The sequence below is a fragment of the Jutongia sp. genome (genome assembly GCF_057878315.1).
Genome location: NZ_DBLXSO010000020.1, coordinates 39,324 through 52,545, shown reverse-complemented (window position 1 = coordinate 52,545; position 13,222 = coordinate 39,324). Strand labels below are relative to the sequence as shown.

Genomic DNA, 13,222 nt, shown 5'->3' with positions numbered 1-13,222 from the left:
TTTAAGATGTGATTCACATCTTTTATTAGAATTTTCAGGGTTGTTTTACTGTTCAATTATCAAGCTTCTCTCAAGCGTTCCCGCTTGTCTGTTGTTCGCTTATCTTGCGCGACAACGATATATAATTTACCACGCGTTTCGACTTTTGTCAACACCTTTTTTGAATTTTTTTTATTTTTTTGTTTTTCTTCTGTTTTCTGCCCTGATATCATAGGACAAAGTCACCACGCATACTCTGTAAATAAGCATATTGCATCACTCCTTATATGATGTGAAAGGATACTGCCATGAAACAGTTTATTTCATCTTTGGAACAGGGATCGCTTCTTCAATGTAGTCTTTTCGTATTGTCTGTGATCCTGATCTCCGGAATCTCAATTGCATATGGACAGACTAAATTAAAAAAAGAAGCTATGACAACCTCGCAGAACATCTCCGCTTCACCGGCTCCTTCTGCCACTTACAGTAAAAGCAGCAAAAAACTTCCTATATATTGCGTAGACACTTCTGATAAGAAGATTGCGCTCTCATTTGATGCCGCATGGGGAAACGAAGACACGAAAAAGATCATGGATATTCTGGATAAGCATAAGGTTCATGTCACCTTCTTTATGACAGGCGGCTGGGTGGAGTCTTACCCGGATGACGTTAAAATGATTGCTGAACGCGGACACGACCTCGGTAATCATAGCCAGAATCATAAGCAGATGTCAAAGCTTTCTCTGGAAGAATGTAAGCAGGAGATCCAGTCCGTCCATGACAAGGTAAAGGAGATTACCGGTAAAGAAATGATACTTTTCCGTCCGCCTTATGGTGATTATAATGATACGCTGATCACCGCCACGGAGGAATGCGGCTATCACGCGATCCAATGGGATGTAGACAGCTTGGACTGGAAGGATTACGGAGTCGATTCCATCATTAAAACGGTCTGTGAGCACAAGCATCTTGGCAACGGTTCAATCATTCTGTGCCATAACGGTGCAAAGTATACAGCAGACGCACTGGACACACTGATAACAACATTGCAGGAAAAGGGCTATGAGTTTGTCCCTATCTCGCAACTGATCTATCCGGACAGCACCGAAATCGATACAGAAGGACGCCAGCATCCAGCCCGGTAACCATGCTTTTCCAAATATGTTATAGCGACAAAACTTTTTTGTTGTTTGTCTCATTCCGCGGATATTATCTCTTTTCTATTGGTATTGCCGCAAAAGACGTTCTTCAAAGTCCTTCTGCGGCAGAGGCTTGTCAAAGACATATCCCTGAATGATATGGCACCCCACCTTTTCAAGATAGTCGAGCTGCTGCTTTGTCTCTACGCCCTCTGCAACCATTTCCTTTCCAAGCTGGTGCAGAAGCTCGACAATGCTCCACAGCATCATCATATCTTTGTCTTTGCCGGCATACTCCTCCTCCAACGGAATAAAGGACTTGTCAATCTTTACAATATCTAAGTCTACCTTCTTCAACATATTCAATGAAGAAAATCCGGTTCCGAAATCATCAATAGCGGTATGGATCCCATATTTTTTAAAGCCTTCCACAATCCCCGACATGATCCCATACTGCTGGAAATCCTCACTCTCTGTGAGTTCCACCTCAATATAATGATGCGAAATGCCAAAATGGTCAATCACCCGGATAACATGCTCTACAAAATCCACCTCTTCCAGATGCTTCCGCGAGAAATTGACAGAGATGCATACGTTCTCTTCCCCTCGTTCTTCTCTTGACTTGATCAGGCGGCAGACCTGCTCAAGCACATAATAATCCAGCCTGCAGATGCTTCCCTCCTGCTCTAATTGCGGAATGAACTTAACCGGCGGCACCAGCTTTCCGTCCTGCACCCAGCGGACAAGTGCTTCCGCGCCACAGATTCTGTCGGTACGGCTGTCTACCTTGGGCTGATAATATACAACAAAGCCGCCCTGCTCCATAATAGAAGCAAAATTGGAGATCACATTCTGGCGTTCCATCATTTCCTGATAGATCTGATCGGAATACCAGACAACGCCGCCCACACCACAACTTCTTGCCTCCTGATAGGCAATGCTTCCTCTCGACATAACCTCTCTTACAGTAAGAACCTTTTCAAGACGGCTGACACCGATCGTCGCACCGAAGATAAAGGTTTGGGATTTTAGTTTATTGCTGAAGAACACCTTCATTTCCTGCAGCTCCCGAATAAACGCATCCGTATTCTCTGTCCGGACCAGAGCAACAAAATTATCACCTCCCAGTCTGGCAAGTTTTTCCTCCTCCTGCAAAAGAGCCTGGATCTGCGAAGTGTACTGACGCAGGATCAGGTCTCCCTCCGCGTAGCTAAAGACTTTATTGACATATTTAAAATTATGTATATTAAAAAATACCACACAATATCGTTCCAGTATGCCGCGTGCCATCAGCATCCCTGCAAAGCCGGTAAATGCATATGGATTGGCAGCCCCGGTCTCCATATCGGTATTTAGGATCTGCTCCAGAAAATTCTGTCTCATATTTCTGTCATACCAGAAAAATACGTCCCGAAGAAGGATTTCCAACTCGTCACGTCCGTAATCTGTCTGTTCCTCGTCCCATACAACATGAAACACCACATTTCCTCCGGTTGTAAAGGCAAACGAAAAGTCCGTGCTTTCTCCGAAGCCCTCCTTTGCTGCCAGCATGACACTGCGCTGCTCTCCGTGAAGCTGATAACGGTTCGGCGGGATCGTAAGTTCCATTTCTACCTTGATCAACCCAAACTCATCTGACACCAGAGCGATTGCATCCACAATATACTTCTCGCACTGCTTTAAGTCCACCGCCTCCTGATAAAGACAGTTCCAAAACTTCTTTATTGTAGGATTGAAAAATCCCCCGTTTTCCTTTTCCATCGCTTTCTCTTCTCCTTCCAGCCCTTCTGTATACCATTTTCTACTTATTTCATTTATTATATATGATATCTGCATTATCATTTAATGTCAACTAAATGTATTCTCATTTAGAAATCCGACACATTCTCATTTACTATTTTACTTTATCTGCAGAATGGTGTAGTATGTAATATGTGGCTTTTGCCACACAATTTATGTTATGGGGGATTTTATCATGAACAATAGAGATTCATTTAAGAATAGATGGGGGTTTATTCTTGCCTGTATCGGCTCAGCAGTGGGCATGGGCAATCTTTGGATGTTTCCAACCCGAGTCTCCATGTACGGAGGCGGTTCCTATCTCGTACCTTATTTCATTTTCGTTGCACTGATCGGCTCCACCGGAGTGATTGGGGAAATGAGCTTTGGACGTGCCACCAAATCCGGACCTGTCGATGCCTTCGGCACAGCCTGCGAAATGCGTGGTCACAAATGTATCGGACGTATCCTCGGATACATTCCGGTTCTCGGTTCTCTTGCCATGGCGATCGGTTACACCGTTGTGATGGGATGGATTCTCAAGTATATGATCGGTTCATTTACCGGAACGACACTTGCCCCGGCTGACGCAGAGGGCTTTGGCACAGAATTCGGCAGCATGGCAACCGCCTTTGGTAACAATTTCTGGCAGCTCCTCGCACTGGCTGCAGGAATGTGCATTCTAATGTTTGGCGTCAGCCTTGGTATCGAAATGGCAAACAAGATCATGATGCCTGTTTTTTTCTGTCTTTTCGTGATCCTCAGTATTTATGTGGCATTTCAGCCCGGTGCTGTGGACGGCTATAAATACATCTTCCGGATCAACCCAAAAGCTTTCGCTGATCCGACAACATGGATCTTCGCATTGGGACAGGCGTTTTTCTCCCTGTCGGTTGCCGGAAACGGCACTCTGATCTACGGATCTTATCTCTCCGATTCTGAGGATATTCCGGCTGCTGCAGGCAGAGTTGCCCTGTTTGATACACTTGCCGCCCTTCTTGCTGCAATGGTGATCATTCCGGCAATGGCGACAACCGGTGCCAGATTAAATCAGGGTGGACCGGGACTGATGTTTATTTATCTTCCTGCGTTATTTAAATCAATGCCGGGCGGACATCTGATCGCGATTATCTTTTTCGTTGCTGTCTTTTTTGCCGGTCTGTCCTCACTGATCAATCTGTACGAAGCACCGATCGCAACAATACAGGAGCTGTTTCATCTGAATCGTAAAATATCCTGCGGGATCATCGCTGTTATCGCACTCGCAATCTCCATCTGTATTCAGGGAATCGTATCCGACTGGATGGATATTCTCTCTATCTATATCTGCCCGCTTGGTGCCGGACTTGCAGGCGTTATGTTCTTTTGGGTTTGTGGTAAGAAATATGTAGAAACACAGGTAAATACCGGGCGCGAGAAACCGTTCACCAATAAGTTTCTTCCGATCTGCAAATACATCTACTGCCCGATCTGTATTCTTGTTCTGATCCTTGGCATCGCACTGGGTGGTATCGGCTGATATATGATTTTACTTTGTAAAAACTTAAAATACCCAGAAGACTGTGATCTGGAAATTGACTTGTCACTAACGGTTGGATGAACGTGCCTTCCCGTATTTGCCTCTGGGTGAATCCAGATGTTTCGAAAGGCACTTGCGCTCGCCACTACTACTTACGCCTTGTTTTGTAAGGCGTTATGTAGTGCTGCGTAGCGCATTGTAGCGCAAGCGTGCCGACCGAAATAACTGGATTCACCCAGAGGCCTAAACGATCCAGACACGTTCATCAATCCTTTGATTCTACAACGATCAAAACACCGGTGCGAAGAAGAATTTCTGCCTTATCCGATGTCTCATCCATCTCATTGCTGATTGCTCTGGCAATCCCTACTTCAAGCGTATAGTCCTCGATCAGGTATTTCAGCCCTCGCAGTGTCACTCCTGTCACGGTACTTGTCAACGGCAGTAAGGACAGATATTTTCCATACATATCCTGTCTTTCGATTGAAAGCGTACTGTCGGTCAAACGTATCCTGTTACGGCTGTCCACGATATATGCCGGAACCTTCTGCTTCAATGCAAGCATTAATATATTAATATTTGCCAGAAAATGATCCAGTCTTCCTCCGGTTGCTCCCAGAAAAGTGATCTCATCCGCTCCCTTTTCAAGGATCCACTCAAGAACAAGCTGCGTATCCACATAATCCTTCTCCTTGGGATAACGAACCCATTCGCAATGCTCGGAGCCTTCCACCTTTCCCTCACGGTATGCCTCGAGGATTTCAGGGGATACACTGTCAAAATCTCCCATAAAATAATGAACCGGCATACCAAGCCGGTATGCCGTGTTTAAACCGGAGTCCGCACAGACAACCGTATCATATTCTTGGGAAGCTGTGTACTCCTCCGCAAAATCCATATTTACTTTTCCACCTGTTATCAATAAAACTTTTCCAAGCATATTACTTCTTCCGTTCTTTCATAATCTCTCTTACTGATGACTCAAACTCTCTGCGGTCGCGCTGTTTCTGAATTTGCTTACGCTGAATATCATAAATATAACGGATCAGCTTCTGATCAGACTCCTCATAAATGCAGCCGTAATAATAGCGGTACTTGCGGTTTCCTTTGACTTGATCGTCCACCCGCACGACAACACATCGAACCAGCAGCGGACCGTAATCCGACGGAATCCTTGTGTAGAAGCGGTTATCCTTTTCCAAAAGCTCGTTGCTGTAAAATCCCATCCCCGTCTCACTGATATCATGCACAAAGCCGCGCGCCTTCTTCTCAACGGCTTCCTTCATCGGAACCATTCTGAGACGCTTTTCGATGAATATCTTGCCGGATCTGGAATCCTCTTCCCGCTCCAGCTCCACACCGTTCACGTCCACAAGTGCTTCGTACTCTTCCTTCACCAACGGAGCATACGACAGACGCTGTCTGTTGCCCGGCACCTGATAAAAAACGATATCCACATCCGCATCAATGGCTACCCGATACGCCTGACGACGATTAAACGACTGACCTTTGTTGACGATTTCAAAATAATGAACCGGTTCATCGTCCAGTTTACCAAGACCAGCCTTGACATTCAGCCATTCCCACATCTGATCCTCACTGCGGTAAACCAGACGTATGTTATCCTCCGGGCGAAATTTAAACGCTCTTCCCCCCGCCATGATTGCGGTCAGACACACTCTCTTGACCCCTGTCTTTTCCACCTTGCTGACAAGTCGATAACGGTATCCGTCACGATCCACATAGACCTCCAGCGTTTTGCCAAGTGCGATATTTTCAAGAAGCACCGGCGATCACCTCCTGTAAATCCCATACATTTTCTCTTATGTTACCACGAAAAACAGCCGTCCCGGCTACGGCAAGATCAGTTCCGTTCTGTATGATCTCGCACAGATTATCGCGTGTCACTCCTCCATCAAACTCGATCAGATAGTCATAACCATTCTCACGACGAATCTGATCCAGTTTCTTTACCTTTTCCAATGTCTCCGGTATCAGCTTCTGCCCGCCAAATCCCGGCTCTACCCCCATAACAAGAACCATATCGATCTGATCTAAATACGGCATCAGCACGTTAACATCCGTTCCCGGATTCACGCTGAGCGCTCTTTTGACCGGATACTGCTTCATAACAGTAATAGTCTCACCAATGTCACTGCACGCCTCGACATGAACCGTAATGCTGTCCGCTCCTGCCTCGACAAATTCCTTTATATATCTTGCCGGCTCTTTAATCATCAAATGCACATCAAACATCATCTGACAACCTGTACGGATTGATTTGATCACGGGCATACCAAAGGAAATCGATGGCACAAACACTCCATCCATCACATCCACATGAAGAACCTTCAAACCGCTTTCCTCGAGAGTATGCAGCTGCTCCCCCAAGTGCATAAAATCAGCCGATAAAATTGACGGTGCTAATTCGCTCATATAGTGATACCATGCCTTTCTTTGATTATACCCTAATATTTTTTCTGCTGGCGCAGTTCCTCATAAAACTGCTTGTAATTGTCGTAACGATCCCTGGATATCTCCTGCCGTTCCAGTGCATTCTTGACACCGCAGTCCGGTTCATTGATATGAACGCATCCCAGAAAACGACACTCTTGAGACGGCTCCGCAAATTCCGGATAATAATTTCGCAGCTCTTCCTTCTCAATTTCCGGAAGACGCAGCGAGGTAAAACCCGGCGTATCCATAATATAGGTCTGACCGCCAATACAAAACAACTCTGTATGACGCGTCGTATGGCGTCCGCGTTTGATCTTGCGGCTGATCTCTCCGGTCTCCATCTGAGCCTTCGGAAATAATATATTCATCACGGAGGATTTCCCCACTCCGGAAGGACCTGCCATCACGGTTGTCCTGCCCTCCAGAAGCTCTCGAAGCTCCTCCATACCTGTCCCATTTATGGTACTCGTCACAAGTACTCTTGCACCACAGGCCCTGTACTGGGAAACAATTCTTTTCGTCTCCTCTTCCTCCTGGTCATCTGATTTATTAAAGCAGATGATCACCGGAATATCCTGCGTCTGCATCATCAGCAGAAACCGGTCAAGAAGATTTAAGTTCGGCTTCGGAAAAGACAGTGCAAACACAACGACCGCCTGATCCACATTGGCAGATGCCGGACGGATCAATGCGTTCCTGCGCGGCAGTATCTCGGTGATATTGCCGGTTCCTGCCTGCTCATCCAACATCTCAAACTCCACATTGTCCCCGACCAGCGGTTTGATATTGCGGTTGCGGAATATCCCCTTTGCCTTGCATTCGATCAGTACATCGGCTGCTGCAGACTCTGGATGGATATAATAAAAGCCTCCGACCCCTCGTATAATCTTTCCTCTCATCATTTCGCCGTCTTCTGGAAGTCCACGGTATAGGTACCGATCGTCTGTCCGTCTTTTGTTACAGTAATCGTTCCGCTGTTCTCACTCCAGCCCTTAACAGGAAACTCCTTCGGGAAATCGTCGTAGCTTAACGTTCCGCTCCATACCGGCTGTGACTTGCCATCCTGTGTCAGTACCACCTTGATCATCGCCGGATCATCGTCCGGACTACTGAACGGATTATCCGCTACTGTAACACTTCCCTCATAGCTGTAGGAGGTGCTGTCACTCTTCGGTGTCGAGGTCGGCTCAACTGCCTTCGTTCCAAGACTGACGGAATATTCGACCACGCTACCCTTCTCTACCTTCGAACCCGACTTCTGTGTCTGACTGATTACGGTTCCTTTTGTTTTATCGGAATAAATATAAGTTACTTTTGACTTTAAGCCGGCGGAAGTCAGACGCTCCTGCGCTACAGACTCCTTCTTGCCGACCAGGTTTGGCACAACTGCCTGATTGCCCTCTGCCCCCATACTGAGTACGAGATTGACACTGGTTCCCTCATCTACACTGGAGCCGATTACCGGATCCGTGCTGATCACGTTGCCCTTTGCAACGGTGTTGTTATATTCCTCGGAAACAGATCCTACCTTGAGCTTTGCATTCTCGATCATAGTACGGGCATCTGCCTCTGTCTTATTGGATACATCCGGAATCGTCACACCGGAATCACCCTGACTGTAGTAAATAGTCACACGGGCACCCTCGTCTACTATCTCCCCCTCAGCAGGCTCCTGATCCGTAACGATGTTCGGATCTTCATCTGCCTCGATCGGCTTAAGCTGCCAGTGAAGATTCTTGTCGGTGAGCATCTGCTCCGCATCCTCCAGGCTCTTACCAATGATGCCCGGCACAACAACCTGACCATCCTCCGCAACAACTGCCGTTGCTGTCGGTGTCGCTGTCGCACTTGCCACATCCTTATCCTTGCCGGAATGTCCCCACCAGCCGGCGAACTTGCCGATGATCAGGACAACACCGATAATGATGATCACTGCCACTACGGCACTGCAGATTTTTAAGATCTTCTCCAACTTCGGATCGATCGCATCATCCTCATAATACGGTTCTTCCTCAAAATTATCATCTGTAACCGGATCCACTGCCCGGGATGCTTCCTTGATCGCATTTAACTCGATATCAGAAATCTTCTTGGTCGGAGAAGGATCTACAACCATAGATTCCAGCTTGACATATTCTCCATCCGGCTCGCTGACCGCACGCTTCAGATCAGCGATCAGGGCTGCTGCATTCAGATAACGCAGCTCCGGCTTCTTCTGCATACACTTGCGAACAATCTTGGATAAGCTCATCGGGATCTCCGGATCCAGTTCATGAAGAGGCGCTGCCTCCTCCTGAATGTGTGACAATGCCACTGCTACCGTGCTGTCCCCCTCGAAAGGAACATTGCCGGAGAGCATCTCATACATTGTAACGCCCAATGAATAGATATCGCTCTTCTCGTCACTGTAGCCGCCTCTTGCCTGCTCCGGGCTGATATAATGCACAGATCCCATTGCATTTGAGGTAATCGTATTGGAGGTGGCTGCCTTGGCGATTCCAAAGTCTGTCACCTTCACCTTGCCTTCCTTGGAGATAATGATATTCTGCGGCTTGATATCACGGTGGATAATATGATTGTCATGTGCAGCCTCCATCCCCTGTGCGATCTGCACAGCGATACCGACAGCTTCGTTGACCTCCAGTTTGCCCTTTTTCTCGATGAACTTCTTGAGCGTGATTCCCTCAACTAACTCCATCACGATATAATTGTAATTCTCATCCTCGTCAACATCATATACATTCACAATATTCGGATGAGATAATCCTGCTACCGACTGTGCTTCCGCACGGAACTTTGCCACAAATTTTGCATCACTGCTGTATTCCTGACGAAGTACCTTGATCGCAACAAAACGGTTAAGACGATGATCCTTCGCCTTATACACATCTGCCATTCCGCCGGATCCTACTTTATCTATAATCTCATAACGATCACTTATCATCATACCTGGACCTATCATGCTTTTCCTCCAATCTATACCTGAACGAGTACGGCTGTAATGTTATCGCTGCCGCCGTTATAATTTGCCTGATCAATCAGCTGATCTCCTGCTTCCTCCAGAGATCCTGCATGATGGATGATATATTCTATCTCCTCATCCTCCACCATATTCGTCAATCCGTCACTGCAAAGAAGGATCACATCTCCCTCTCTGACCTGAAGCTCAAAATAGTCTGCCTGCACCATCTCATCAATACCGAGTGCCCGCGTAATAATGTTCTTCTGCGGATGGACTCTCGCCTCGCTCTCGGTGATATTGCCTATCTTGACCATCTCCTCCACCAAAGAATGATCCGTGGTGATCTGCTGCAATTCATCTCTCAATAAATATAAACGGGAATCGCCAATGTTGGCAACATAAAGAGTATCCTCCTGTAATGTACATGCCACCATCGTGGTTCCCATGCCTTCAAATTCAATATCTTCCTTCGCCGACTCATAAACAGCGCGGTTAGCATATGTGATTGCCTCCTCAAAGATTGTAACCGGCGTCTTGCTGGCGCTTTCTCGAACCTGTGCTACCATATTCTCAATACATAATCTCGATGCACGGTCGCCTGCCTTGTGACCACCCATTCCATCGGCAACGATAAACAGATTCCGGAAACTACCCACTGGGCTGTCACTGCAAAACAAGCTATCCTGATTCATGGTCCGCTTAATGCCGACATCCGTTTTTGAATATGACTTCATGTAGTTTCCCCTCCTTTGTCTTTATTTGGTAACTGACTGCAGACGGTTCATAAGGCCGTCTGATTGTTTTCATTCGTATTTAATCATTAATATACATATTACATTTTACTATAGTGTCCCCAAAAAGGCAAGTAAAATCAGGGAAGCAGCAATATCAGCGATTTTTATTGCGCAATTGTCCACATGCTGCGTCAATATCGCTTCCCATTTCTCTCCGGATCGTCACATTAATATGGTGGCACTCAAGCACACTCTGAAACTGACGGATATTCTCAGGAACCGAGCGGTGTCCCATCCTTCCCTCCACTGCATTCAGAGGGATCAGATTGACATGACACAGCATACCGCGCAGCCTTGCGGCAAGCTCCAGTGCATTCTCTCTGCTGTCATTGGTTCCCTGTACCATTGTGTACTCAAATGTGATACGTCTGCCCGTCTCCTCAATGTACTTACGACACGCATCCATGATCTCGTTCATCGAGAAACGGTTTGCTACCGGCATCATTTCCCGGCGGATCTCATCGTTCGGTGCATGAAGCGAGATTGCCAGTGTGATCGTCAGCTCCTCCCTCATCAGATCATAGATCTTCGGCACAAGACCACACGTAGAGAGCGTAATGTTACGCTGACTGATATGAAGTCCGTTTTCATCGGACAGCATCCGGATAAAACGGATCACGTTCTCATAATTGTCAAGCGGCTCTCCAATTCCCATGATGATCACATTGGAGACTCGCTCTCCGATATGACGTTCAATCTCGTAGATCTGATCTAAGATCTCCGAGGTTGCCAGACTTCTTGTCAGTCCTCCCACGGTGGAGGCACAGAAACGGCAGCCCATCCGGCAGCCAACCTGCGAGGACACGCAGACACTGTTGCCGTGATGATATTTCATCAGCACCGTCTCCACCATATTGCCATCGGAAAGCTCCATTAAAAACTTGCGGGTACCGTCCTTTTTCGAGATCTGCTCTCGCCGGATCTGCACGCCGCCAAGACTGCATTTTTCCTTTAACCGGTCTCTGAAAGCCTTTGAGAGATTGGTCATCTCATCAAAATCTGTCACCAGTTTCTGGTGCATCCAGGAATAAAGCTGTTTTGCACGAAACTTCTTTTCGCCCATGGCTTCGATGAAGCTCTGCAGCTCCTTCATATCCATGCTTTTAATATCAATCCGCTCCATCACGCCTGCTCCTTTCTCCGAAATGCCGCCAGAAAGAATCCGTCTCCACCGGCAAGATCCGGCAAAACCTGCAGATATCCTTTCTCAGCACATTCCCCTAATACGCTCTCCGGCAAAAGTGTTTTCAGCATCACCGGCTCTAACGGCAGCTTTTCTGCGATCCATGCCGCCTGCTCCTCATTCTCTTCCGGAGCGATCGTACAGGTGCTGTATAAAAGCGTTCCGCCCGGCTTTAAATAACGGTATACATTCTTCAGTATCTTGCGTTGCTGCACAGCCAATGCCCGGATATCCTCCGGCTTTGTCTTATATTTGATATCTGCCTTGTGTCCGATCACACCAAGACCGGAGCATGGCAGATCCGCCACGACCACATCAGCGGTCTCTTCCCATTCCGGGATAAATTCCATCGCGTCATGCTTTTTGAGCTTCACATTATGAAAACCTGTCCGGATCAGATTCTGACGGATCAGTGTAACCTTTTCCTTGGTGAGATCGCACGCACGGATCAGTCCTTCCCCATGCATCTTGTCGGCAATGTGGATTGATTTTCCACCCGGTGCGGCACAGACGTCGATCACAACGCTGTCTTCGTTTACCGGTGCTGCCTCTCCCACGATCAGCGAACTTTCATCCTGCACCTGAACCCAGCCCTTCTCAAATGCCTCCAGTTCATTTAATCTGCCATAGTCACGGATACGCAGTGCATTCGGAAACAGTCTGCCCTCTTCTACCGTAACGCCCTGTTTACGCAAAGAAGCTACGATATCCTCCTTAGACGCTCTGGACAGATTACATCGCAGACTGATGCCGCGTTCCTCATCCAGAAAGCTTCTTAATATCGCCTCTGTTTGCTGTGGACCGTACTGCTCCATAAAACGTGTCACGATCCATTCCGGCATGGAGTACCACACACTGAGATGACGCACAAGATTCTCCTTTGCCTTCGGGTACGGTGTATCCTCATGAAAACGGACCACGTTGCGCAAAACACCATTGACAAAGCCCTTGAGCGGGATCAGATGATTCGTGCAGGCAAGCCTGACCGCTTCGTTACACGCTGCACTGTCCGGCACCTGATCCATATACATGATCTGATAGACCGCCAGACGCAGGATCTGCCGTACCATCGGCTTCTGCTTTGCCACCGGAAGTTTGGAGTAACGGTCGATTACATAATCGATCTCCACACAGCGCTCGATCGTTCCCTCGACAAGACGCATCAAAAACGCTCTGTCTCTCCGGTCAAGTCCCGTCTGTTGCTCCAATATGCGGTGCAGCACTTTATCACAGTATTCACCGTTATCCATTACTGCTGTCATCGCCTCCAGCGCAAGCTGTCTTACACTTCTTATCTGCCCGCTCCGGCTGCCCGCTCCGCCTGTCTTCTTTCCCGTGTACTGATTTTGTCTTCTCTCCTGTGGCATTCCGTCTGAATCCTCCATCTCTGTATTCGCATCTTTCCCGATG

The 13,222-nt window shown here is 47.4% G+C and carries 11 protein-coding genes; 2 read left to right on the top strand and 9 right to left on the bottom strand.

Going from position 1 to position 13,222, the window contains the following annotated elements:
- Positions 1-413: 413 nt before the first annotated feature.
- Entirely contained in the window at positions 414-1,124 is a 711-nt protein-coding gene (locus ACZLMD_RS06650) for a polysaccharide deacetylase family protein (protein WP_489495390.1), read from the top strand.
- 75 nt (positions 1,125-1,199) lie between these two features.
- Here the strand turns inward: ACZLMD_RS06650 and ACZLMD_RS06645 are convergent, their stop codons facing one another.
- Positions 1,200-2,879, bottom strand: a complete 1,680-nt coding sequence (locus ACZLMD_RS06645) for a putative bifunctional diguanylate cyclase/phosphodiesterase (RefSeq protein WP_022307049.1) — start codon at positions 2,877-2,879, stop codon at positions 1,200-1,202.
- A gap of 214 nt (positions 2,880-3,093) precedes the next feature.
- Between ACZLMD_RS06645 and ACZLMD_RS06640 the strand changes: the two genes are divergently transcribed.
- Positions 3,094-4,416, top strand: coding sequence for a sodium-dependent transporter (locus ACZLMD_RS06640; protein ID WP_489495389.1), 1,323 nt, complete (start codon positions 3,094-3,096; stop codon positions 4,414-4,416).
- A 265-nt stretch (positions 4,417-4,681) separates the two neighbouring features.
- On the opposite strand, the gene ACZLMD_RS06635 is transcribed toward ACZLMD_RS06640, so the two are convergent.
- From ACZLMD_RS06635 to rsmB, 8 genes are all read right to left on the bottom strand, one after another.
- Positions 4,682-5,356 (bottom strand): thiamine diphosphokinase, encoded by a 675-nt coding sequence (locus ACZLMD_RS06635; protein ID WP_118561138.1) that lies wholly within the window; start codon positions 5,354-5,356, stop codon positions 4,682-4,684.
- A gap of 1 nt (position 5,357) precedes the next feature.
- A complete protein-coding gene (locus tag ACZLMD_RS06630) occupies positions 5,358-6,203 on the bottom strand; it encodes a PilZ domain-containing protein (protein WP_022307053.1) in 846 nt (281 codons plus the stop codon).
- The gene (gene rpe / locus ACZLMD_RS06625; protein WP_486818546.1) at positions 6,193-6,852 is read right to left on the bottom strand and encodes a ribulose-phosphate 3-epimerase; all 660 of its coding nucleotides are present in this window, start codon (positions 6,850-6,852) and stop codon (positions 6,193-6,195) included. Before rpe ends, ACZLMD_RS06630 begins: the two co-directional genes overlap by 11 nt.
- A 32-nt stretch (positions 6,853-6,884) precedes the next feature.
- Positions 6,885-7,772 carry a ribosome small subunit-dependent GTPase A gene (gene rsgA, locus ACZLMD_RS06620; protein WP_482523083.1) on the bottom strand — a complete coding sequence of 296 codons (888 nt, stop codon included), beginning with the start codon at positions 7,770-7,772 and terminating at the stop codon, positions 6,885-6,887.
- Positions 7,772-9,835 (bottom strand): Stk1 family PASTA domain-containing Ser/Thr kinase, encoded by a 2,064-nt coding sequence (gene pknB, locus ACZLMD_RS06615; protein ID WP_484106888.1) that lies wholly within the window; start codon positions 9,833-9,835, stop codon positions 7,772-7,774. The genes rsgA and pknB overlap by 1 nt, the downstream gene beginning before the upstream one ends.
- Positions 9,836-9,849: 14 nt before the next feature.
- Positions 9,850-10,569: a Stp1/IreP family PP2C-type Ser/Thr phosphatase gene (locus tag ACZLMD_RS06610; protein WP_482522002.1), complete on the bottom strand. Its 720-nt coding sequence runs from the start codon at positions 10,567-10,569 to the stop codon at positions 9,850-9,852.
- A 154-nt stretch (positions 10,570-10,723) separates the two neighbouring features.
- On the bottom strand, positions 10,724-11,752 hold the full coding sequence (rlmN, locus tag ACZLMD_RS06605) for a dual-specificity RNA methyltransferase RlmN (RefSeq protein ID WP_118561140.1): 1,029 nt from the start codon (positions 11,750-11,752) through the stop codon (positions 10,724-10,726).
- Complete coding sequence (gene rsmB, locus ACZLMD_RS06600) at positions 11,752-13,179, bottom strand: 16S rRNA (cytosine(967)-C(5))-methyltransferase RsmB (protein WP_158577230.1); 1,428 nt, start codon at positions 13,177-13,179, stop codon at positions 11,752-11,754. Before rsmB ends, rlmN begins: the two co-directional genes overlap by 1 nt.
- Positions 13,180-13,222: the final 43 nt, after the last annotated feature.

Coding starts and splice junctions, on each gene's coding strand:
- rsgA (WP_482523083.1), bottom strand. CDS start 7,772: ATGAGAGGAAAGATTATACGAGGGGTCGGAGGCTTTTATTATATCCAT.
- ACZLMD_RS06635 (WP_118561138.1), bottom strand. CDS start 5,356: ATGCTTGGAAAAGTTTTATTGATAACAGGTGGAAAAGTAAATATGGAT.
- pknB (WP_484106888.1), bottom strand. CDS start 9,835: ATGATAGGTCCAGGTATGATGATAAGTGATCGTTATGAGATTATAGAT.
- ACZLMD_RS06610 (WP_482522002.1), bottom strand. CDS start 10,569: ATGAAGTCATATTCAAAAACGGATGTCGGCATTAAGCGGACCATGAAT.
- ACZLMD_RS06640 (WP_489495389.1), top strand. CDS start 3,094: ATGAACAATAGAGATTCATTTAAGAATAGATGGGGGTTTATTCTTGCC.
- rpe (WP_486818546.1), bottom strand. CDS start 6,852: ATGAGCGAATTAGCACCGTCAATTTTATCGGCTGATTTTATGCACTTG.
- rsmB (WP_158577230.1), bottom strand. CDS start 13,179: ATGCCACAGGAGAGAAGACAAAATCAGTACACGGGAAAGAAGACAGGC.
- rlmN (WP_118561140.1), bottom strand. CDS start 11,752: ATGGAGCGGATTGATATTAAAAGCATGGATATGAAGGAGCTGCAGAGC.
- ACZLMD_RS06650 (WP_489495390.1), top strand. CDS start 414: ATGACAACCTCGCAGAACATCTCCGCTTCACCGGCTCCTTCTGCCACT.
- ACZLMD_RS06645 (WP_022307049.1), bottom strand. CDS start 2,879: ATGGAAAAGGAAAACGGGGGATTTTTCAATCCTACAATAAAGAAGTTT.